Below are 22,355 nucleotides of genomic sequence, written 5' to 3' on the forward strand. Positions count from 1 at the left end.
CTTCCTTGCTTAATACCAAAGGTGGAATAGATGTAACAACGGCCAAACAAATAACAGACTGTCAAAGCGGTCAAGAATGCCACCGTGGCCAGGCAGGATATTCCCCGAATCTTTCACATTAAAATGGCGTTTAAAGGCCGATTGAACAAGGTCGCCTATTTGTCCAAAAACAGAAAGAACAACTGTTATTCCCATCAATGGAAGCAAGCCGACATTGATATCTGAAAGGAATTTAAACAGGATAGCGACAATAACAGCACAAACGACACCACCTATTGATCCCTCAACAGTCTTATTTGGACTAATTTCCGGCCAAAGTTTGTTCTTCCCAAGTGCTTTTCCGATAAAATAGGCACCAGAGTCCGTTGCCCAGATAATAAATAAAGAATAAAAAATGAATACAAGTCCGCCTTCATCGCGGGTTTCAAAAAAGAAATAGAAGCCGATGCCCACATAAATGGCAGAAAGTAGAGAAAAAGCGGCATCTTCAAATGTATATCGATTTTTTGTAATCACAGTATACGTTAGTAACAACATGATAAACACAATACAAAGCTCTGTTTTGGAATAATAAAAGCTATCGATAATGTGATTATATTTCTCAGGGAAAAGAATGACCCAGAGAAACAAAAGAGATAGTAATCCATGAACGGAAAAAATGTTAAGATTTTTCATTTTTAACAATTCATATAATCCAATTGTCGCTAAAAAATAAGATAATATTACAACTGGAAGCCCGCCATAAAAGACGATTGGCAGAAAAAGGGCTGCAGCTATAACTCCTGTAATAATTCTTTGCTTCATTTAATAGTTCAACACCTTTATGATCTTTGAGGTCTACAATATTCCACCAAAACGGCGCTGGCGTTTTTGGAATACTTCAATGGCTTCTAATAAATGTTCTTCACTAAAATCAGGCCATAATACATCCGTAAACCAAAACTCAGAGTATGCCAATTGCCAAAGCATAAAATTGCTCAAGCGGATTTCACCACTGGTTCGAATTAAAAGATCCGGGTCGGCGAATTCTGATGTCATTAAATAGGAAGAAAATACTTGTTCGTCCAGCTCGTTCTCCTTTAATATACCACTTTTGCTATCATTTAAGACCTGTTTTACTGCATCGATAATTTCAGCTCTGCTTCCATAATTTAAGGCAAAGTTTAAAACTAGTCCATTATTATGTTTTGTTTCTTCAATAGCTTTTTCAATCGCATGAAGTGTATGTACTGGAAGCTGATCTTTATATCCCATCATTTTTACTTGAACATTATTTTCAACTAATTCAGGAAGAAAGGTGCCCAAAAATTCTTCAGGTAATTTCATGATATATTCCACTTCGTTTTTTGGACGTTTCCAATTTTCTGTTGAAAATGCGTATAATGTCAACGTTTTAACCCCTAGATCATTTGCCAGCATTGTTGTTTTTCGGACAACCTTCATGCCTTCATGATGACCGGCAATTCGTGGCAGGGCTCTTTTTTTAGCCCAGCGACCATTACCATCCATAATAATCGCTACATGTTCAGGTACAGGTAATTTTTTTATTGCTTCTATTTTATCTCGGAGTGTGGAAGAGTTATTTTGGTTCTTCCAAAGCCTAATTTTATTAAACATAACATTGCTCCTCCAATTAATTAATCAGTTCCTCCGATATAAAGTGAAACTTCATATGTATGTATGCTTTAAGGTAGTCTGCTATTATCATACCAAAAAAGCAGGAATATATCTCTATTAAATACCTTATGTAAAATAAAAGGAATTAAGAATAATGTTATCCCTAATAAATAGTGAAAAAAACCCCCTTTACAGAGGGTTCAATATATGTTTTATCTTACACTTCCATAATTTCTTTTTCTTTGTCTTTTGTGATTTGATCAATTTTATTGATATGTTCATCGGTTAACTTTTGAATATCATCAGAATATCCACGGAGGGCATCTTCTGTAATTTCCCCGTTTTTCTCAAGCTTCTTCAAATCGTCATTTGCATCCCGGCGAATGTTTCGAATGGCAATTTTAGCTTCTTCAGATGCCTTTTTTACCACTTTGACAAGCTCCTTACGGCGCTCTTCTGTTAATTGCGGGATGGCAATACGAATAATCGATCCGTCATTGCTTGGATTTAAGCCTAAATCTGATTTAAGAATGGCTTTTTCTATCTCACCAAGAATGGATTTGTCGTAAGGCTGAATCACAAGTAATCTTGCTTCTGGTGTTGTGATCCCTGCCAACTGATTCACAGGGGTTGGTGCACCATAATAGTCAACAGTTATTCTGTCTAATAGAGATGCACTTGCTCTTCCTGCACGGATGCTGGCAAGCTCACGAGTATAGGATTGAATACCTTTTGTCATTCTTTCTTTCGTCTGGCTGATGACTTGTTTTGGCATTAGTTTTTCCCCCTAACTATTGTTCCAATTTTTTCACCCATAACGGCTTTTTTAATATTACCTTTTTCCATAATCGAGAATACAATAAGCGGAATATCATTATCCATACATAAAGAAGAAGCGGTTGAGTCCATAACTGCTAATCCTTCCTTTAGTACATCAAGGAATGATAAATCATCATATTTAACAGCATTTGCATCGATACGCGGGTCTGCAGAATATACTCCATCAACATTATTCTTTGCCATTAAAATAACTTCCGCATCAATTTCAGCTGCACGCAGAGCAGCAGTAGTATCTGTTGAGAAATACGGATTTCCTGTGCCTGCTGCAAAAATAACAACCCGTTTTTTCTCCAAATGTCGGATTGCCCGGCGTCTAATATACGGCTCAGCAACCTGGCGCATCTCGATTGAAGTTTGCACACGTGATTCAATACCAAGGTGTTCTAAACTGTCTTGAAGCGCTAATGAATTCATGACAGTAGCCAGCATTCCCATATAATCAGCAGTTGCCCGATCCATCCCCATTTCACTGCCAATTTTACCACGCCAAATGTTGCCGCCGCCAACTACGACTGCTACTTCAACACCTAATTCTGCTATTTCTTTCACTTGTACTGCGATCGATTTAATAACAGAAGGTTTAATTCCAAAGCTCGATTCACCTGCAAGTGCCTCACCGCTTAATTTTAAAACAACGCGTTTGTACTTAGGACCGCTCATATAAACCTCCGTAATTATGTAAATTAGCTTAATCTTTAAAAATAGGGAACACAACGTGTCCCCTATTTAAAAACTATTTCTGTAACTTTGACTATTGTTTATTAACTTGATTCATAACTTCTTCAGCAAAGTTATCTTCACGCTTTTCGATGCCTTCTCCTACTTCGTAACGAATGAACTCACGAACAGTAGCACCTTTTGATTCAACAAATTGACGGACCTTTTGGTCAGGGTTCTTAACGAAAGTTTGGTCAAGTACACAAACATCTTCAAAGTACTTTCCAAGACGGCCTTCAACCATTTTAGCAACAATATTTTCAGGCTTGCCTTCGTTAAGTGCTTGTTGTGTTAGAACTTGACGCTCGCGCTCAATTTCATCCTGTGAAACTTGGTCACGAGAAACATATTTTGGATTTAATGCAGCAATATGCATGGATACGTCTTTTGCTGCACTTGCATCAGTTGTACCCTCTAGAACTGTTAATACAGCGATACGGCCGCCCATGTGAAGGTATGCACCAAATGCATCGTTATCTGTTTTTGATACTAGAGCAAAACGGCGAAGTGAAAGCTTTTCACCAATTTTTGCAATCGCTGCATTGATGTGCTCTTCAACAGTTGTTCCGTTTTCCATTTTTTGAGCTGTAGCTTCTTCAACAGTAGCTGGCTTGTTTTTAAGAAGGTGTGCAGAAAGCTCTTGAACAAGAGTTTGGAAACCTTCATTTTTCGCAACGAAATCTGTTTCAGAGTTTACTTCAAGGATAACTGCATCGTTACCTTCCACAGAAATAGCAGCTAATCCTTCAGCAGCAATACGGTCTGCCTTCTTAGCAGCTTTTGAAATCCCTTTTTCACGTAACCAATCAATTGCTTGATCCATATCTCCATTAGTTTCTGTTAGCGCGTTTTTACAATCCATCATACCTGCGCCCGTTTTTTCACGAAGTTCTTTTACCATTTGAGCAGTAACTGCCATAATTTATTTCCTCCTTTAATTACTATGTACTATACTCATATCTTAGCCATTCAAACTAAAGATAAACATTCTTTAAAAAAAGGTGATAAAGGGTCTCCCTCTTATCACCTTTTAATTTGATCACTTCATTTAATTAAGCTTCAACTGCTACTTCTTCGCCTTGTTTTGCTTCAAGGATCGCATCAGCCATTTTACCAGTTAAAAGTTTAACCGCACGAATCGCGTCATCGTTCGCAGGGATAACTACGTCGATTTCGTCTGGATCACAGTTAGTATCAACAATACCTACGATAGGAATGTTTAACTTCTTAGCTTCAGCAACTGCGATGCGCTCTTTACGAGGGTCAATGATGAATAATGCATCTGGAAGCTGCTTCATATCTTTGATACCGCCTAAGAATTTTTCAAGGCGTTCTTGTTCTTTCTTTAATTGAACAACTTCTTTTTTAGGTAATACTTCGAAAGTACCGTCTTCAGACATTCTTTCGATATCTTTTAGGCGGCCAATACGCTTTTGGATTGTTTCGAAGTTTGTTAATGTACCACCTAACCAGCGTTGGTTAACATAGTACATACCAGAACGGCCAGCTTCTTCTTTAACAGAATCTTGAGCTTGTTTCTTAGTACCAACGAAAAGAATTGTTCCACCGTTACCAGCAAGTTCCTTCACCCAGTTATAAGCTTCTTCAACTTTCTTAACTGTTTTTTGAAGGTCGATGATGTAGATACCGTTACGCTCAGTGAAGATATATTTCTTCATCTTAGGGTTCCAACGGCGAGTTTGGTGTCCGAAATGTACACCAGCTTCAAGCAATTGCTTCATTGAAATTACTGACATTTGTTTTTCCTCCTAGTGGTTTGTTTTCCTCCGCTTGTCTCATTTTTAAACAGAAACTGTAATTTACAGCACCATCTGCTTAAATCAACAGGCGTGTGTATTAACACCATGAAATAATATAGCATATGTACCATCTACAATCAAGAGAAAGTTTATTAAAATTAAAAATCCCCGGCAGAGACCGGGAATTTTTTATCTATTTAATTAGATTTTAATTTATCAAGCTCAACAAGAAACTTATCATTTAACACTTTGATGTAAGTTCCTTTCATTCCAAGGGAACGTGATTCAATTACTCCAGCACTTTCAAGCTTTCTTAATGCGTTAACAATCACAGAACGAGTAATCCCAACACGATCTGCAATCTTGGAGGCAACTAATAAGCCCTCATGACCATTAAGTTCTTCAAAAATATGTTCAATCGCTTCAAGCTCACTGTATGATAATGAACTAATCGCCATTTGAACAACAGCTTTACTTCTTGCTTCTTCTTCAATTTCTTGTGATTTTTCATGTAAAATTTCTGTACCAACAACAGTTGCACCATATTCTGCAAGAATAAGATCTTCATCATGAAACTTCTCATGTAATCTTGCCAGTATTAAAGTTCCTAGGCGCTCCCCACCACCAATAATTGGTACAATCGTGGTTAATCCTTCACGGAATAAATCTCTATTTTCAACTGGGAAAGCAGTATATTGGCTTTCAATATCAAGGTTCGAAGATGTTTCTTGAAGATTGAATAAGCTGTTTGTATATTCTTCAGGAAATTGACGATCCTCAAACATCTTTTTCATTCTTTCATTTTCAATTTGCTGATAAATCGAATAACCCAGAAGCTTTCCGCGACGACTAACGATGTAAACATTTGATTCAATAATTTCACTTAAAATTTCCGACATTTCCTTAAAGTTTACAGGCTTCCCTGCTGCTTTTTGCAATAAAACATTAATCCTTCTTGTTTTTGTAAGTAAATCCATCTGTTTCTTCCTCCTAATTAACTACAACCATTATTAAATTTTATTTGTTAAACGATTATTGCAACATATTAGGCAATTCGTTCTAAAGAATAAATTGACTTAAATCTTTATTTTTAGAAATAGCTCCAAGCTTTTCTTCTACATATTGCGGCGTGATGGTGATTTTCTCCATCGAGATTTCTGGAGCTTCAAACGAAAGGTCTTCTAAAAGCTTCTCTAAAATCGTATGAAGTCTTCTTGCCCCAATATTGTCTGTATTTTGATTCACTTCGTAAGCTACTTCGGCTATTCTACGAATAGCATCGTCAGAAAATTCAATTTGTATACCTTCTGTTTCCAATAATGCTTGATATTGCTTAATTAATGCATTATCTGGCTCAATCAGAATCCGGAAAAAGTCCTCAATCGTTAATTTTGTCAACTCAACGCGGATTGGAAAACGTCCTTGAAGCTCGGGAATTAAATCTGAAGGCTTTGCCATGTGGAAGGCGCCCGCAGCAATAAATAAAATATGATCGGTTTTAATCGATCCATATTTTGTTACCACAGTGGATCCTTCAACAACAGGCAAAATATCCCTTTGAACTCCTTCTCGTGATACATCTGCGGAAGATCCCCCTGAATTCTTACTTGCAATTTTGTCGATTTCATCGATGAAAATAATTCCTGTTTGTTCAGCACGATAAATAGCTTCGGAGGTTACTTCGTCCATATCAATTAGCTTTGAAGCCTCTTCATTTGTTAAGACTTTTCTTGCTTCACGAACAGTTAATTTTCTTTTTTTACGTTTCTTCGGCATAAAGCTGCTTAAGGCATCCTGCATATTCATTCCCATTTGTTCGATTCCTGAGCCTTGAAGCATATCAAACATCGATGGAGCCTGCTCTTCAACTTCAACCGTAACGATTTCTTCCTCAAGCTGTCCGAGTGCCAGCTTTTCTTTCACAATTTTCCGCTTTTCTTGATTAGAATAATCTTCTTGTTGATTTTCCTGCTCTCCAGATGAACTTCCGCCTCCGAATAACATTTCCAGAGGATTCTTATAGTTATTAGACTTTTTTGCAGAAGGAACAAGCAAATCGACAAGCCTTACATTCGCATTTTCTTCGGCACGTTCTTTTACACTATTCATTCGATCTTCTTTTACCAAACGGACAGATGTTTCAGCTAAATCGCGGACCATTGATTCCACATCACGGCCGACATAGCCTACTTCGGTAAATTTAGTGGCTTCCACTTTGATAAATGGTGCACCCACCAATTTAGCGATTCTTCTTGCGATTTCGGTTTTACCAACACCAGTAGGACCAATCATCAAAATGTTTTTAGGAATAATTTCATCACGAAGCTTTTCATTCAATAAGCCTCGTCTGTATCGGTTCCTTAACGCAACTGCAACTGCCTTCTTAGCATCCTTTTGCCCAATAATATATTGATCCAGTTTTTCAACAATTTGTCTAGGGGTTAAATTAGTTGTTCGTCCCATTTATTTCAAGTCTCCTTTCCGTTATAGCTCTTCCACGATAATATTGTGGTTCGTGTAAACACAAATTTCAGCAGCTATTTCTAAAGAAGCTTTGGCAATTTCTTTTGCAGATAGATGCTCTCCAGCATATTTCTTTAAGGAACGTCCTGCAGATAAAGCGTAATTTCCACCCGAGCCTATGGCAAGAATCCCATCATCAGGTTCGATTACTTCTCCAGTTCCTGAAACAAGCAGTAAATTTTCTCGGTCCATGACAATCAGCATAGCTTCAAGCTTTCTTAAAATTTTATCGCTTCTCCACTCTTTAGCAAGCTCAACAGCTGCCCTTTGAAGATTGCCGTTAAATTCCTCCAGTTTCCCTTCAAATAATTCAAAAAGAGTGAAAGCGTCTGCAACTGAACCCGCAAAACCGGCTAATACTTTTCCATTAAATATCTTTCGCACTTTTCTTGCTGTGTGTTTCATCACAACAGCATTTCCAAATGTCACTTGACCATCACCAGACATTGAACATTCCCCATTATGATGGATAGCAAATATAGTTGTCGCATGAAATTGATTCATACCAATCATCCTCCTTCAGGAGTAGTCAGAAATACATAAAATAAAAAATAATTATGTAACTGTAAATACATACGCAAATAACCTATAGGAAATCACTGATATCATGATGATAATGTTCAATTTTATATTGTGCGTAATTCCTCTTTAATTGTAAATACTCCTTAAAAAACTTTAATAAAAGATTCACAATTGCTTTTCCATAGGGCTTACTTCACAAGGGCTACTAAATAGTAACATACTTCAATAGCCCTTGCAATAAATTTTACAAAACTTTCACAAAGTTCTGAATTGTTTCTAACGCACGATTTGCATGTTGTAAATTTCTTTCCTGCTTTCCTTTTATCTTAACAGGCAGCTCCGGAAATAATCCAAAGTTCGCATTCATCGGCTGAAAATTATCTGGATTTGCCGTTGTGATATAACGAGCCATACTGCCGATAGCAGTTTCTGCAGGAAACTCGATTGTTTCCATTCCTTCTACAAGACGAGCGGCATTTATTCCAGCAATTAATCCGCTGGCAGCCGATTCCACATATCCTTCTACTCCCGTCATTTGACCAGCAAAAAATAAATCTTCGCGATTTCGGAATTGGTAGGTAGCCTTTAATACCTTCGGTGAATTAATAAACGTATTCCGGTGCATAACTCCATAACGGATAATTTCTGTATTCTCCAGGCCTGGAATTAATTGAATGACTTCCTTTTGGGCCCCCCATTTTAAATGTGTCTGAAAACCGACAATATTGAAAAGAGTTCCGGCGGCATCGTCCTGCCGCAGCTGTACAACTGCAAATGGTCTCTTCCCTGTTTTCGGATCCTCAAGCCCAACTGGTTTTAATGGTCCAAACAGCATGGTTTTCTTTCCTCTTGAAGCCATGACTTCAATCGGCATGCAGCCTTCAAAAAAGATTTCCTTTTCAAATTCCTTCAATGGGACCGTTTCTGCAGTAATTAACGCTTCATAAAAACGATTAAACTCTTCCTCTGTCATCGGGCAATTTAAATAGGCAGCTTCTCCCTTATCATATCGGGACTTCAAATAAACTTTCTCCATATCAATGCTGTCTTTTTCAAGAATAGGGGCTGCTGCATCATAAAAATAAAGATAATCTTCACCTGTTAAGTTTTTTAACTGCGCTGAAAGGTCCGGGCTAGTCAGAGGACCGGTTGCAATTACAGTTGGACCAGATGGAATCTCGGTTACTTCTTCATTCATAACGGTTACGTTTTCATGGTTTTTCACCATTTCCGTCACTTTCGCAGCAAATTCATGGCGGTCCACTGCCAGGGCGCCACCCGCCGGAACGGAGCAGGCATCTGCAGCCGCAATAATGACAGAATCCAGCTTCCGCATTTCCTCTTTTAACACACCCACTGCATTTGTTAATGTATTCGCTCTTAAAGAATTGCTGCAAACTAATTCAGCGAATTTATCGGTATGATGTGCAGGGGTCTGTCTAACAGGACGCATTTCGAATAAACGCACCTTTATTCCTCGTTTTGCAATCTGCCATGCAGCTTCACTGCCAGCCAGACCCGCACCAACTACGTTAACTGTAACATCTTTCATATATAAACCTCCTGAAATCTTGCTGATGGAATATGTATATCAATAACCTTCCCTCATTTAAGTCCAACTTGCATTGTACTATACGAATCAAAAAGAAAAAAGTTTTAAATACCAATAAAAATAAAAGAGCGGGCTTTGCCCACTCTTAGCTTTGCGGTTCTTCCTTGTAATCACAACTTACACATTGAACTTGGACACCCTTTTTTAATTTCTTTTCTACAAGGAGTCCTTCGCATTTAGGACAAGTTCTTGGCAGTGGTTTATCCCAGGAAATAAACTCACATTCCGGATAATTGGTACATCCGTAAAACAGCCTTTTTTTCTTGCTTTTACGTTCGATAATTTGCCCTTCTTTACATGTAGGACAAGTTACCCCGATTTCTTTTACAATTGGTTTTGTGTTGCGGCAATCAGGGAAATTGCTGCAGGCCATAAACTTTCCGTAACGTCCCATCTTAAAAACCATCGGACTGCCACAGTTCTCACAATCCTCGCCTGCCGGTTCGTCTTTTATTTCTATTTTTTCCATTTCCTGTTCCGCTATTTTTAAATGTTTCTCGAAATCAATGTAAAATGCATCTATCAGTTTTACCCACTGCATTTTTCCATCTTCAACATAGTCTAATCCTTTTTCCAATCTGGCTGTAAATTCCACATCTATGATTTCTGGGAAAAATTCCATCATCACTTCATCGACAATTTCTCCAAGCTCAGTTGGGACAAACCGTTTATTATCAAGAGCAACATAACCGCGTTTTTGAATCGTATCTAATGTTGGAGCATATGTGGACGGTCGTCCAATTCCGAGCTCCTCTAACGTTTTAACAAGCCTTGCTTCTGTGTACCTTGGCGGCGGCTGCGTAAAATGCTGTTTAGGGTCAATATCCTTTTGAAATATTTCGTCCCCTTCTTTTAGGTCAGGAAGCATCTTATTCGGACCATCCACTTGATCATCGGTTCCCTCGACATAGACCTTCATAAAGCCCGGAAACTTTATTTTTGAGCCAGTGGACCGGAATAGGACATTGCCATTTTGCAAATCAACGCTCATCGTATCCATTACTGCTTGAGCCATTTGGCTTGCTAAAAATCGGTCCCATATTAACTTATATAACCGAAATTGATCGCGTGAGAGAAACTCTTTTATGCTATCTGGGTTCCTATAAGTACTTGTTGGACGAATCGCTTCATGTGCATCCTGGGCATTGGCAGATTTTTTTTCTTTCTTTTGCTCATCTTTTAAATAATTCTCACCAAATTCTTCTTTAATATAATTTGCTGCCTCAGTTTGAGCCACTTCGGAGATTCGAGTGGAGTCTGTTCTCATGTATGTTATGAGACCAACCGTTCCTTCTTTGCCAAGCTCGATTCCTTCGTATAGCTGCTGCGCAAGCATCATTGTTTTCTTAGCACGAAAGTTTAGCTTTCTTGCGGCTTCCTGCTGCAGTGAAGAAGTAATAAAAGGAGGTGCTGGATTACGTTTCCGCTCTTTCTTAGTGACGGAGATAACCTTAAACTTATTCCCATCGATTTCCTTAAGGACCGTTTTGACATCCTGCTCTGATTTAAGCTCTGTTCGTTCCCCGCCAACAAGAGAATGAAAACCACCACTAAAATGATCTTTCCCCTTATGAAATTCAGCTTCAATTGTCCAATATTCTTCAGGAACAAAAGCTTTTATTTCTTTTTCCCGATCAATAATCAGTCGGACAGCAACAGATTGAACCCGTCCAGCACTTAGCCCCTTTTTGACTTTTTTCCACAAGAGAGGGCTGATATTATATCCGACAAGACGGTCTAATATTCTTCTCGCTTGCTGGGCATCAACTAAATCCATGTTTATTGGCCGGGGCTGTTTAAACGATTCCTTAATCGCATCCTTTGTGATTTCATTAAAAACTACACGACAGTCAGAGTGAATATCGACATCCAAACTATGGGCCAAATGCCAGGCAATTGCTTCCCCTTCGCGATCAGGGTCGGCCGCCAGAAAGACTTTTTTTGCTTTTTTAGCTGCTGTCTTTAATTCTTTTAAAACGGGGCCTTTTCCGCGTATGGTAATATATTTTGGTTCAAAATGGTTTTCTGCATTTACACCCATTTGGCTTCGTGGTAAATCCCGTACATGCCCCATGGATGCTTTTACTTTATATTTATTCCCTAAATATCGTTCAATCGTTTTCGCTTTTGCTGGCGATTCGACGATTACAAGAAAATCTGCCATTCAAATATCCTCCTTAGAGGGAAGTATGAAAGCGCCTTGAAGACGGCAAAAAGCCAGTTTCTAAGAGGCTTACAAGTTGAGTAGTTTTTCTAAATTCCAGTTATGCCAATTTAACCGGATAAAATACTTAATAAAACTGCCCTATCCCATGTTTTTCAATTCTATATAAAATGAATTCTATTTATACTTATTTTAATTTATTCTTTTTTCGAACGTCTGATGGAAAATGTATAACATATTAGAAATAATTTCAACCTTTTTTAGCTAATTTCTCCATTAAGCAATAAAAAACCTGCAATTATCTAGAATTTAATTCTAATTTATCTAAAGTTTAATCTTAATTCTTCTAAAATATCCTCAGCTTTCGTTACAAGTTTTGCCCCATGTTGGATTAATTCATTCGCACCTATTGAGTATGGATTAAAAATACTTCCTGGCAAGGAGAAAACATCTCTTCCTTCATTCACTGCATAATTGGCTGTAATTAAGGACCCGCTTTTTCTCTTTGCTTCTATTATAAATGTTCCATTTGAAAGTCCACTAATGATTCGATTACGTGCAGGAAAATGCCATCTTAGCGGCTTTGTGTCCGGTGGGTATTCCGAAAGGACAAGCTGTGTTTTCATCATTTCTAATGCCAAATTCATATTATCCTTTGGATATATATGATACAATCCGCCTGCTATGATGGCAATTGTATTCCCCCCGTTTTTAATTGCATATTCATGCGCAAGTGCATCTATTCCTTTAGCTAGTCCACTAACAATAAGGACATCATTTTCAATTAATTCAGGGAATAACAGTCTAATAGCATTTTTTCCATACTGTGTTGCTTGGCGTGAACCTACTACTGCAAGCCTTGGTTCTTTTTTTAGCAGCGATAAATCCCCTTTTGCAAATAGTGCCCAAGGCGGCTGAAAAATTTCTTTTAAATTCGAAGGATATTCTTTATCAAAAATCGTGATGACTGAAATATCGTTTGTTTTATATTGACGGATTTGTTCGTGAATAGTTTCAGAATGAAGGTTTAGGGTAGAAGATTTTGCAGAAGGTTCAGCAGGACATGTATGTGGGAATAAATACTTTTCAAATGATTGCAACCCGGTATTTTCCAAAGTTTGAAGTGTGGGATCTTTTTTTAGTAATCGAAAAACAGTATTCCATGAAATATCCGGATAATGAAGTAATGCAACTAGTCTTTCTTTAAAATCATCCATTTTGAAACTACCTCCATATAATTTTTTTATACGCTTTCTTAAATAGTTGTTGATATACGCTCTATTCAACAGTTTTTAAACATCAACAATTTCCTTTAAAAAAGCCTTTTTATAAAGAAATAGCCCCTCATTGTATGAGGGACTCTCTGTTAATCTCTTGGTGATGAATATTAGTGTGTTTTACACTTTTCGTATAAACCTTGTTCTTTAAGGACTTCAATTAATGTTTCACCCATAACAGACGGAGTATCTGCTACTTTAATGCCGCATGCGTTCATAACACGGATTTTTTCGTCTGCAGTTCCTTTACCGCCAGAAATGATCGCACCAGCATGGCCCATACGTTTTCCTGGAGGTGCAGTACGTCCGCCAATGAAGCCTACAACTGGTTTCGTCATATTAGCTTTTACCCACTCAGCCGCTTCTTCTTCAGCAGTTCCACCGATTTCGCCAATCATGATAACGGCATATGTTTCTGGGTCTTCATTAAATGCTTTTAAAACATCGATGAAGTTAGTTCCGTTAACAGGGTCTCCGCCAATACCAACAGCCGTTGTTTGGCCGATTCCAGCTTGTGTTAATTGGTGAACTGCTTCGTATGTTAATGTTCCAGAACGTGATACGACACCAACATGGCCTTTTGTATGAATGTAACCAGGCATAATACCGATTTTACACTCATCTGCCGTAATAACACCTGGGCAGTTAGGACCAACTAAACGAGTCTTTTTGCCTTCCATGTAACGTTTAACCTTAACCATATCTAAAACTGGGATATGCTCAGTGATACAAATTGCAAGATCTAGTCCAGCATCTACTGCTTCGATAATGGCATCTGCTGCAAATGGAGCAGGAACATAAATAACTGAAGCATTTGCGCCAGTTGCTTCAACTGCCTCTTTTACAGTATTAAATACAGGCACGCCTTCAACTTCCATGCCGCCCTTGCCTGGAGTTGTACCTCCAACGATTTGTGTACCATATTCAAGCATTTGTTTTGTATGGAATAGGGCTGTTGCACCTGTAATCCCTTGAACAATAACTTTCGTATCTTTATTAATAAAAACGCTCACGTTAATTCCCCTTTCTACGGATCCTATTTCACTAATGAAACGATTTTTTGTGCACCGTCAGCCATGGATTCTGCAGCAGTAATGTTAAGTCCTGACTCAGCCAAAATCTTCTTACCTAAGTCAACATTCGTTCCTTCTAAACGAACAACTAGAGGGATATTCAGTCCAACTTGCTTCGCAGCTTCTACAACACCCTCAGCAATAACATCACACTTCATGATTCCGCCGAAGATATTAACAAAAATACCTTTTACGTTTGGATCAGAAAGGATAATTTTAAATGCTTCTGTAACCTTTTCTGCTGTGGCGCCGCCTCCAACATCAAGGAAGTTTGCAGGGTCTCCGCCGTAGTGTTTTACGATATCCATTGTTGCCATAGCAAGTCCGGCACCGTTAACCATACAGCCGATATTTCCATCTAAAGCGATATAGCTTAAATCATATTTTGAAGCTTCGATCTCTTTTGGATCCTCTTCTTCAAGGTCACGATACTCTAATACGTCTTTTTGACGGAATAAAGCATTAGAGTCAAAGTTTAATTTTGCGTCAAGTGCCATAACTTTTCCGTCACCTGTTACAACAAGCGGATTAATTTCAGCAATTGAGCAATCTTTTTCAATATAAGCATTGTATAAGCCCATCATGAACTTAACAGCTTGATTGACTAGTTCCTTCGGAATGTTAATATTGAAGGCAATTCGACGTGCTTGGAATGGCTGAAGGCCAATAACCGGGTCGATTTCTTCTTTGAAAATTTTCTCTGGTGTTTTTTCTGCAACTTCTTCAATTTCCGTTCCGCCTTCTTCAGAAGCCATTAACGTAACTCGAGAAGTAGCGCGGTCTAATACTAAACCTACATAGTATTCTTTTTTGATGTCGCAGCCTTCTTCAATTAGGAGGCGTTTAACTTCTTTTCCTTCAGGGCCTGTTTGGTGTGTTACCAATGTTTTACCTAAGATTTCATTAGCATATGTACGAACCTCATCAAGGTTTTTCGCAACTTTAACACCACCGGCTTTCCCCCGTCCGCCTGCATGGATTTGCGCCTTAACTACACATACTTGTGTTCCTAGTTCTTTTGCCGCTTCCACTGCCTCTTCAACAGTAAAGGCCACTTTTCCATTAGGAACCGCTACCCCGTACTTTCTGAGGATCTCTTTGCCTTGATACTCATGGATATTCATTTCCCATCCTCCTATCAAACTCTTCTAAAATTGACTCCGTTTTCATTTTATATAATGACACATACCTTGTCCACCATTATGCTGAAAAAATTAATTCCTCATTAAATAATTATATATTTAGCTGTTGATTTGCGCTCCAGGCACTTCGCTTTCCGCGGGCGGTCCGGGGAGCCTCCTCGGCGCTTAAACGCCTGCGGGGTCTCTCTTGCCCCGTTCTCCCGCAGGAGTCTCGCGCCTTCCGCTCCAATCAATAATTAAAAATGACTTTTAACAAGGTCAATTTTTATGAATAGTAAATATTTACAATAATAAAAAACAGGTCGGTGACCTGTTTTTTATTATTGTATTTATTTATATTTTCATACTTAATTGTTCGTTTATATTTCTTTCAAACATTTCCTTAACAGGGGAAAAGCTTTTTCTATGATACGGAGTTGTTCCATGCTGATGTAGTGCTTCAATATGTTCTTTCGTTCCATATCCCATATTCTTTTGAAAACCATAGGCAGGATATTGCTTTGAAAGATCTTTCATTAGTTCATCGCGGGCTGTTTTAGCAATAATGGAAGCGGCAGCAATGGATACACTTTTTGCATCACCTTTAACGATCGATTCAGAAGGAAGGGGTGTTCGGAGCTTCATTGCATCAATCAGTAAAAAATCTGGTTCTAGTTTTAAAGAAGCAATACTTGAAGACATCGCTTTTTTGGTCGCTTCATAAATATTGATTTCGTCAATTTCCTCGGCCGAAATTATTGAAATGCTATAGGAAATCGCCTCTCTCCTTATAATGGCATCATATTCGAGACGTTTTTTCTCTGTTAGCTTTTTAGAATCATCTATTCCTGCTAAGAAAAAGTTATCAGGTAAGATTACTGCCGCTGCCACAACAGGACCTGCAAGTGGTCCTCTGCCGACTTCATCCACACCTGCAATGAATTGGAAGCCCTGTCCCTTCATTTTCCGCTCATACTGGGTCATTTCAAAAAACTTTTCTTCCAGGGATCGTTCTAGTTCTCTCTGTTTCTTCCACTTGGCCAAACAAGATTGAACCCCTTTCCGTTCATCTTTCTCGAGCTCTAACAAAAAGGGATCCGTTTCTGTTAAAATGGAGGATAATTTTTCTACTATTTCAGAAATCGCTAACTTTTTCATATTTGTTCACCCGATATCATTAATAAAGCTCTCCGTTTGGAGAGCTCAATCATTTTAAACATTCTGTTCAGATTGCTGAAAGTCCTTTGGTCTTTCAAATGTAAGTGGCCCGAATTTCTCAGAGCGAATTTCCCTGATAACCAGTTCTGCCACTTTGTCATAATCAACCATGCCGCCGCCCATTAAACAGCCCCTGAGCTTACCGATGTGGTCAAATAGCTCTACTACGTCTTCCGGAAGTTCAGTTAGTTTATAACGCTCCTGCAGACGCTCTGGGTAGGCACGTTCTAAAAATCTTAACGAATATACTGTAAGGTCCTGCAGGTTTAAAAGTACATCCTTAATCGCGCCTGTTATCGCCAGTTTCATTCCAACCTCTTGATCCTCAAACTTGGGCCATAAGATTCCCGGCGTATCCAGCAGTTCCATTTCTTTTCCAACCTTAATCCACTGCTGTGATTTTGTCACCCCTGGAGTGTTTCCTGTTTTGGCGATATTCTTTTTTACAAGGCGATTAATTAGCGTTGACTTTCCAGCATTAGGAATTCCAACGATCATTGCACGGATCGCTCTAGGCTTAACTCCTTTTGCCCGTAAGCGATCAAATTTTTCCTTCAGGATTTCTTGCGATGCCTGAGCAATGTCTCTCATTCCCTCACCGGCATGAGAATTGATGGCGAGTGCTTTAATTCCCTTATCAGCGAAAAAAGCAATCCATTCCTTTGTTGCCTCTTTATCGGCCATATCCGATTTATTTAATAAAACTAATCTTGGCTTATGCTGAATAATTTGATCAATCATTGGATTTCGAGAAGAAAACGGTATTCTCGCATCTACCAGCTCAAAAATGATATCGACTAACTTTAATTTTTCCGTGACCTCTCTGCGAGCCTTGGCCATATGGCCAGGAAACCATTGGATCGTCAAAGCAAGTCACCTCCTTTAAAAGCGGAAGCGCCTTGTTCAGCCCCGACAAGCATAAGCCAATCCGGGGCTAGGCGCTGGAGCTAGATAATAGTACTATTTCACTGTAACGATGTGTGCATCGTTTAATGGCCAATATACAATGCTTGTCTTGCCAATTACTTTACTCATTGGAATCGTTCCAATGTGTCTAGAATCTTTACTGAAACGGCGATTATCTCCCATGACGAATAATTCCCCAGGAGGAACTGTTTTACGCCCTACTGCTGTTTCTTCTAACTTAAACGAGCTTGTTAATGGACCATCATTTACTTGTTTCTTATATTCATCTAAATAAGGTTCTTTATACGCTTTACCATTAACATATAAAACATCATCTTTATATTCAATGGTATCTCCCGGAAGACCAATAACACGTTTTATGTAATCCTTATGTTCTGGTGCATGAAAAACGATGATGTCGAATCTCTTGGGTTTTCCAATATCATAACTAAACTTGCTCACAATCATACGGTCCTGATCCTTTAAAGTCGGCATCATCGATAAGCCATCCACGACAATTGGAGCAAAGAGAAAGTAACGAATTAATGCAGCTAATATAACAGCTATTAATAGCGCTTTTGTCCATTCCCAGAGTTCATTTTTCTTTTTTACCATTTGTGTCCCCACCAATCTTAGTAACAAAATATCTTATAAAGCCTATTTTACATAACTTCAGCCTTTTTAACACGATGGGAAAATGTTTTTTAATCAAACTTTAATAAATTGATTAAACTTTATTAAAATCTGTATAAAAAAAGAGCTGCTCATGAGCAAGCTCTTTTCTTTTCATGTTATCGAATCTCTTTAATTCTTGCTTTTTTACCGCGAAGGTTACGCAAGTAGTAAAGCTTAGCACGGCGGACTTTACCGCGGCGAATTACTTCAAGCTTCGCAATTTTTGGTGTGTGTACTGGGAAAGTACGCTCAACGCCTACTCCGTAAGAAACTTTACGAACTGTAAAAGTTTCGCTAATTCCACCACCACGACGCTTAATCACTACACCTTCAAATAACTGAATACGCTCACGAGTACCCTCAACAACTTTAACGTGTACACGTACAGTGTCACCAGGACGGAACGCAGGAAGATCAGAACGAAGTTGTTCTTTTGTGATTTCTTCGATTAATTTATGCATCGTTTTCAACTCCTTCCAACAGATGCTCATGCACATCTACTAACAATTACATTGCAGCGGAACATCGTTATAAGACTAGATTCTGAAAAGGTTCAGCTCAAGTCACAAGAAGTATCATACCATAATTGTCGTTCTCCCGCAATACTACTTGTATTCTTTTTTTATTTCAGCTAACCATTTTTCCTGTTCTGATGTAAGTTCGATTTTATCAAATAAGTCAGGACGCCTTTGTAGTGTTCTTCTCAATGCTTCTTTATTGCGCCATTCTTCAATTAACTTATGATTACCTGACATTAGTACATCAGGGACCTTCAGCCCGCGGAAATCTGCAGGTCTTGTATAATGCGGATGTTCTAAGAGGCCTGTGCTGAAGGAATCCTTCATATGTGATTCCTGATTTCCTAATACCTCCGGCAAAAGGCGAACGACACTGTCAACAACGACCATGGCTCCAAGCTCACCACCGGTCAAGACATAATCCCCAATCGAGATTTCATCCGTAACCACATGCTGCCGGATTCGTTCGTCATAACCTTCGTAATGACCGCAAATAAATATCAAATGTTCTTCTTGAGCTAATTCTTCGGCTTTTCGTTGATCGTAACGCTTGCCTTGAGGACAAAGGAGGATTACCCTTGGATCCTTACTTTTTGCTTTTTCCTTGAGAGCACTTACACCATCAAAGATGGGCTGAGGCATTAAAACCATTCCAGCTCCTCCTCCGTATGGGTAATCATCAACAGAGGAATGCTTGTTATCAGCAAATTCACGAAAATTGACAACATTATATTGGACGGCCTTTTTCTCTGCCGCTTTTTGTAAAATAGACTGGTTAAACACCCCGGAAAACATTTCGGGGAAGAGCGTAAGGATGTCAATCTGCATCATGAAAGCAGCCCTTCCATCGGCTCAATTAAGATGACTTTTTCTTTAACATCCACTTTTTTAACAACATCATGAATGTAAGGAATTAATAAATCCTTTCTTCCCTTCCCTTTAACAACCCAAACGTCATTGGCACCTGGTGATAAAATTTCCGTAACTTTTCCAAGTTCTTCCCCTTTTGTTGTCGCAACGAGGCAGCCGATAATTTCATGGTAATAAAATTCATCCTCTTCCAAGGTATCCAGCTGTGATTCAGGCACCTTGAGAATTCCTTCTTTAAACTTTTCAACTTCATTAATATTATGAAAACCTTCAAATGTCAATAATTCAAAATTTTTATGGGTTCGATGGCTTTTTACTGTTAGCTCAATCGGCGTTTTGGAATTTGGCATAAACAAATACAATACATTTCCTGCTTTATACCGCTTTTCAGGGAAATCCGTTTTTGAAATGACACGCACTTCTCCTTTTATTCCTTGGGTATTTACGATCTTTCCGACATTAAACCATTTTTCCATACGATTATTCACCTTCTCTTATTTCCTCAATGATTCCATCTTTAATTATAATAACAGGTTGTCCAAGTTGTTGACTCCAGGAATCGCCCACTTTTATTTCAATTAGGGCCTGAACTTCCTTTTCCTTTAATTCACTGCCTAAAGGTAGCATATGTAATTGTTCAATTTGGAACTCTAGGAGTTTTTCTTTTTCTAATCGTTTATTGATTTCTTTTTCAAAATGACTTTTTAATTCTCTTTGCGAAAAGCTTTTGGTTTTCTCCAATCGTTTTAATTCAAATTGAAGCTGACTGCATTCTTTTTGGAGCTGAAGCTTTTGGTGGTTGTATTGTTCAAATAATTTTTCTTTGCTTTTTTCCGTTAGAATTTGCTTTACCACAACTGTTTGGATAATTTGCATAAAGATGGCTCCTTTCTTTTCTTATAGCAAAAAAGGGAGGAATGTTGATTCCCCCCTTTCATCTAGATGCAAAAAGCTATTCACCAATTTCGAGAAAAATTTTCTTTTGTTGTGATGATCCTGCTGCATAAACAACAGTTCTAATGGCCTTTGCAACACGCCCCTGCTTGCCGATTACTTTTCCCATATCTGTTTTGTTAACAGAGAGCTGATAAGTAACGCGGTTGTTGTCCTCTGAGACGTCAACGCGGACGTCTTCAGGAAAATCAACTAGAGGCTTAACAATCGTTTCGATTAATTCTTTCATAGTTACCTACGATTACTTGCTTAATTTTGCATTATGGAATTTTTCCATGATGCCTTGGTTTGAGAAAAGGTTACGAACTGTATCAGATGGTTTTGCACCGTCTTGTAACCACTTAAGAGCTAATTCTTCGTTGATTTCAACAATTGCTGGTTCTGCAACTGGATTATAAGTTCCAACTGTTTCGATGAAACGTCCATCACGTGGTGAACGAGAATCTGCTACTACGATACGATAGAAAGGAGTTTTCTTTGCTCCCATACGCTTTAAACGAATTTTAACTGCCATTTTAAATAAGCACCTCCGAAATTGTTTCACACAAGATAGTATATTATCAATTAATATATCATTTGTAAAGTGTTTTTTCTTTACATACATTATTACCAATACTTTACACATTAAAACGGTTTAAATGGGAATTTAAATCCGCCTTTTTTCTTTGATTTCATTTGCATGCCTGTCATTTGTTTCATCATCTTTTTCATGTCTTCAAACTGTTTTAACAGACGATTTACCTCGGTGACAGGCCGCCCGCTTCCTTTCGCAATCCGGCGTTTCCGGTTTGCATTTAAGATCTCGGGATTATTTTTTTCTGCCTTCGTCATGGATCTTATAATGGCTTCAACATGAGCAATTTGCTTTTCATCAATCTGCAGATTATTTAAGCCCTTAATTTTGTTTGCGCCAGGCATCATTTTTAACAACTCATCAAGGGGACCTAAGTTACGAACTTGTCCAAGCTGTTCCAAAAAATCCTCCAGTGTAAACGAAGCTGTCCGCATTTTTTGTTCTAATTCTTTTGCCTTTTGTTCGTCAACATTGGCTTGAGCCTTTTCAATAAGCGTCAAAACATCGCCCATGCCTAAAATTCTGGATGCCATTCGTTCTGGATGGAATGGCTCAAGAGCATCCATTTTCTCGCCAAGACCAACAAATTTAATTGGGGTCTGGGTTACGGCACGTATGGAAAGTGCTGCTCCACCCCGGGTGTCCCCATCAAGCTTCGTCAAAACAACGCCTGTTAATCCAAGCTGTTCATTAAAGCTTTGGGCCACATTTACAGCATCCTGACCAGTCATAGCATCTACGACAAGGAAGATTTCATCAGGCTTTGTTAGTTCTTTAATGTCCTTTAACTCATTCATTAACGCTTCATCGACATGGAGCCGGCCAGCGGTATCGATGAGGACATAATCATGATGCTCTTCCTTTGCTTTCGCAATTGCCTGCCTGGCTATTTCCACCGGGCTGACTTGATCGCCAAGGGAAAAAACAGGCATATCCAATTGTTTTCCAAGCGTTTGAAGCTGTTTAATTGCGGCTGGACGATAGATATCAGCGGCAACGAGCAGCGGTTTACGATTATACTTCTTGCGAAGCAAAAGCGAGAGCTTTCCAGTGGTAGTGGTTTTACCAGCACCCTGGAGACCGACCATCATGATGACAGTTGGCGGGCGGTTTGAGGCCGCAATCTTGCTCTGCTCGCCACCCATCAGCTCCGTTAATTCCTCGTTAACAATTTTAATAATTTGTTGTCCGGGTGTTAAGCTTTTAAGGACTTCTTGTCCGACAGCACGCTCGCTGACTTTTTTCACAAAATCTTTGACAACTTTGAAGTTAACGTCTGCTTCGAGTAGTGCAAGACGCACTTCGCGCATCATTTCTTTTACATCCGCTTCATTAACCTTTCCTTTTCCACGGATTTTTTGAATCGTATTCTGCAGTCGGTCGGCTAATCCTTCAAATGCCATTCATGCCGCCT

24 protein-coding genes are annotated in these 22,355 nt (G+C 38.8%); all 24 read right to left on the reverse strand.

Features of this window, described 5'->3' with window-relative positions; translation table 11 throughout:
* Window positions 1–9: 9 nt before the first annotated feature.
* Window positions 10–804: a phosphatidate cytidylyltransferase gene (locus tag LC455_RS04460; protein ID WP_223588510.1), complete on the reverse strand. Its 795-nt coding sequence runs from the start codon at window positions 802–804 to the stop codon at window positions 10–12.
* A 33-nt stretch (window positions 805–837) separates the two neighbouring features.
* Window positions 838–1,617, reverse strand: a complete 780-nt coding sequence (locus LC455_RS04465) for an isoprenyl transferase (RefSeq protein ID WP_223588512.1) — start codon at window positions 1,615–1,617, stop codon at window positions 838–840.
* 217 nt (window positions 1,618–1,834) lie between these two features.
* Window positions 1,835–2,392, reverse strand: coding sequence for a ribosome recycling factor (frr, locus tag LC455_RS04470; RefSeq protein ID WP_223588514.1), 558 nt, complete (start codon window positions 2,390–2,392; stop codon window positions 1,835–1,837).
* Complete coding sequence (gene pyrH, locus LC455_RS04475; protein WP_223588516.1) at window positions 2,392–3,117, reverse strand: UMP kinase; 726 nt, start codon at window positions 3,115–3,117, stop codon at window positions 2,392–2,394. Before pyrH ends, frr begins: the two co-directional genes overlap by 1 nt.
* Before the next feature lie 91 nt (window positions 3,118–3,208).
* Window positions 3,209–4,093, reverse strand: coding sequence for a translation elongation factor Ts (gene tsf / locus LC455_RS04480; RefSeq protein WP_223588517.1), 885 nt, complete (start codon window positions 4,091–4,093; stop codon window positions 3,209–3,211).
* A gap of 133 nt (window positions 4,094–4,226) precedes the next feature.
* A complete protein-coding gene (gene rpsB / locus LC455_RS04485; RefSeq protein ID WP_223588519.1) occupies window positions 4,227–4,931 on the reverse strand; it encodes a 30S ribosomal protein S2 in 705 nt (234 codons plus the stop codon).
* Window positions 4,932–5,131: 200 nt separating this feature from the next.
* Complete coding sequence (gene codY, locus LC455_RS04490) at window positions 5,132–5,911, reverse strand: GTP-sensing pleiotropic transcriptional regulator CodY (RefSeq protein ID WP_223588520.1); 780 nt, start codon at window positions 5,909–5,911, stop codon at window positions 5,132–5,134.
* 82 nt (window positions 5,912–5,993) lie between these two features.
* Complete coding sequence (gene hslU / locus LC455_RS04495) at window positions 5,994–7,397, reverse strand: HslU--HslV peptidase ATPase subunit (RefSeq protein ID WP_223588522.1); 1,404 nt, start codon at window positions 7,395–7,397, stop codon at window positions 5,994–5,996.
* Window positions 7,398–7,418: 21 nt separating this feature from the next.
* Window positions 7,419–7,961 carry an ATP-dependent protease subunit HslV gene (gene hslV, locus LC455_RS04500; protein ID WP_223588523.1) on the reverse strand — a complete coding sequence of 181 codons (543 nt, stop codon included), beginning with the start codon at window positions 7,959–7,961 and terminating at the stop codon, window positions 7,419–7,421.
* 262 nt (window positions 7,962–8,223) lie between these two features.
* Window positions 8,224–9,531 carry an FADH(2)-oxidizing methylenetetrahydrofolate--tRNA-(uracil(54)-C(5))-methyltransferase TrmFO gene (gene trmFO / locus LC455_RS04505; protein ID WP_223588525.1) on the reverse strand — a complete coding sequence of 436 codons (1,308 nt, stop codon included), beginning with the start codon at window positions 9,529–9,531 and terminating at the stop codon, window positions 8,224–8,226.
* Between the two features lie 145 nt (window positions 9,532–9,676).
* On the reverse strand, window positions 9,677–11,755 hold the full coding sequence (gene topA / locus LC455_RS04510) for a type I DNA topoisomerase (protein WP_223588526.1): 2,079 nt from the start codon (window positions 11,753–11,755) through the stop codon (window positions 9,677–9,679).
* Window positions 11,756–12,075: 320 nt separating this feature from the next.
* On the reverse strand, window positions 12,076–12,972 hold the full coding sequence (gene dprA, locus LC455_RS04515; protein ID WP_223588528.1) for a DNA-processing protein DprA: 897 nt from the start codon (window positions 12,970–12,972) through the stop codon (window positions 12,076–12,078).
* Between the two features lie 170 nt (window positions 12,973–13,142).
* Window positions 13,143–14,045, reverse strand: coding sequence for a succinate--CoA ligase subunit alpha (gene sucD / locus LC455_RS04520; RefSeq protein WP_223588529.1), 903 nt, complete (start codon window positions 14,043–14,045; stop codon window positions 13,143–13,145).
* Between the two features lie 23 nt (window positions 14,046–14,068).
* Window positions 14,069–15,229, reverse strand: a complete 1,161-nt coding sequence (gene sucC / locus LC455_RS04525) for an ADP-forming succinate--CoA ligase subunit beta (RefSeq protein WP_223588531.1) — start codon at window positions 15,227–15,229, stop codon at window positions 14,069–14,071.
* A gap of 351 nt (window positions 15,230–15,580) precedes the next feature.
* On the reverse strand, window positions 15,581–16,384 hold the full coding sequence (locus tag LC455_RS04530) for a ribonuclease HII (RefSeq protein WP_223588533.1): 804 nt from the start codon (window positions 16,382–16,384) through the stop codon (window positions 15,581–15,583).
* A 54-nt stretch (window positions 16,385–16,438) separates the two neighbouring features.
* Window positions 16,439–17,311, reverse strand: a complete 873-nt coding sequence (gene ylqF / locus LC455_RS04535; protein WP_223588535.1) for a ribosome biogenesis GTPase YlqF — start codon at window positions 17,309–17,311, stop codon at window positions 16,439–16,441.
* Between the two features lie 93 nt (window positions 17,312–17,404).
* A complete protein-coding gene (gene lepB, locus LC455_RS04540; RefSeq protein ID WP_223588536.1) occupies window positions 17,405–17,965 on the reverse strand; it encodes a signal peptidase I in 561 nt (186 codons plus the stop codon).
* A 176-nt stretch (window positions 17,966–18,141) separates the two neighbouring features.
* The gene (gene rplS, locus LC455_RS04545; RefSeq protein WP_223588716.1) at window positions 18,142–18,486 is read right to left on the reverse strand and encodes a 50S ribosomal protein L19; all 345 of its coding nucleotides are present in this window, start codon (window positions 18,484–18,486) and stop codon (window positions 18,142–18,144) included.
* Between the two features lie 144 nt (window positions 18,487–18,630).
* The gene (trmD, locus tag LC455_RS04550) at window positions 18,631–19,374 is read right to left on the reverse strand and encodes a tRNA (guanosine(37)-N1)-methyltransferase TrmD (protein WP_223588538.1); all 744 of its coding nucleotides are present in this window, start codon (window positions 19,372–19,374) and stop codon (window positions 18,631–18,633) included.
* On the reverse strand, window positions 19,371–19,889 hold the full coding sequence (gene rimM / locus LC455_RS04555) for a ribosome maturation factor RimM (protein WP_223588539.1): 519 nt from the start codon (window positions 19,887–19,889) through the stop codon (window positions 19,371–19,373). The genes trmD and rimM overlap by 4 nt, the downstream gene beginning before the upstream one ends.
* Before the next feature lie 4 nt (window positions 19,890–19,893).
* Window positions 19,894–20,289: a YlqD family protein gene (locus tag LC455_RS04560; protein ID WP_223588541.1), complete on the reverse strand. Its 396-nt coding sequence runs from the start codon at window positions 20,287–20,289 to the stop codon at window positions 19,894–19,896.
* Window positions 20,290–20,365: 76 nt separating this feature from the next.
* Window positions 20,366–20,596: a KH domain-containing protein gene (locus LC455_RS04565; RefSeq protein ID WP_223588542.1), complete on the reverse strand. Its 231-nt coding sequence runs from the start codon at window positions 20,594–20,596 to the stop codon at window positions 20,366–20,368.
* Between the two features lie 12 nt (window positions 20,597–20,608).
* The gene (gene rpsP / locus LC455_RS04570; protein ID WP_223588544.1) at window positions 20,609–20,881 is read right to left on the reverse strand and encodes a 30S ribosomal protein S16; all 273 of its coding nucleotides are present in this window, start codon (window positions 20,879–20,881) and stop codon (window positions 20,609–20,611) included.
* A gap of 110 nt (window positions 20,882–20,991) precedes the next feature.
* The gene (ffh, locus tag LC455_RS04575; RefSeq protein WP_223588545.1) at window positions 20,992–22,344 is read right to left on the reverse strand and encodes a signal recognition particle protein; all 1,353 of its coding nucleotides are present in this window, start codon (window positions 22,342–22,344) and stop codon (window positions 20,992–20,994) included.
* Window positions 22,345–22,355: the final 11 nt, after the last annotated feature.

It is taken from the genome of Neobacillus bataviensis, assembly GCF_019969725.1.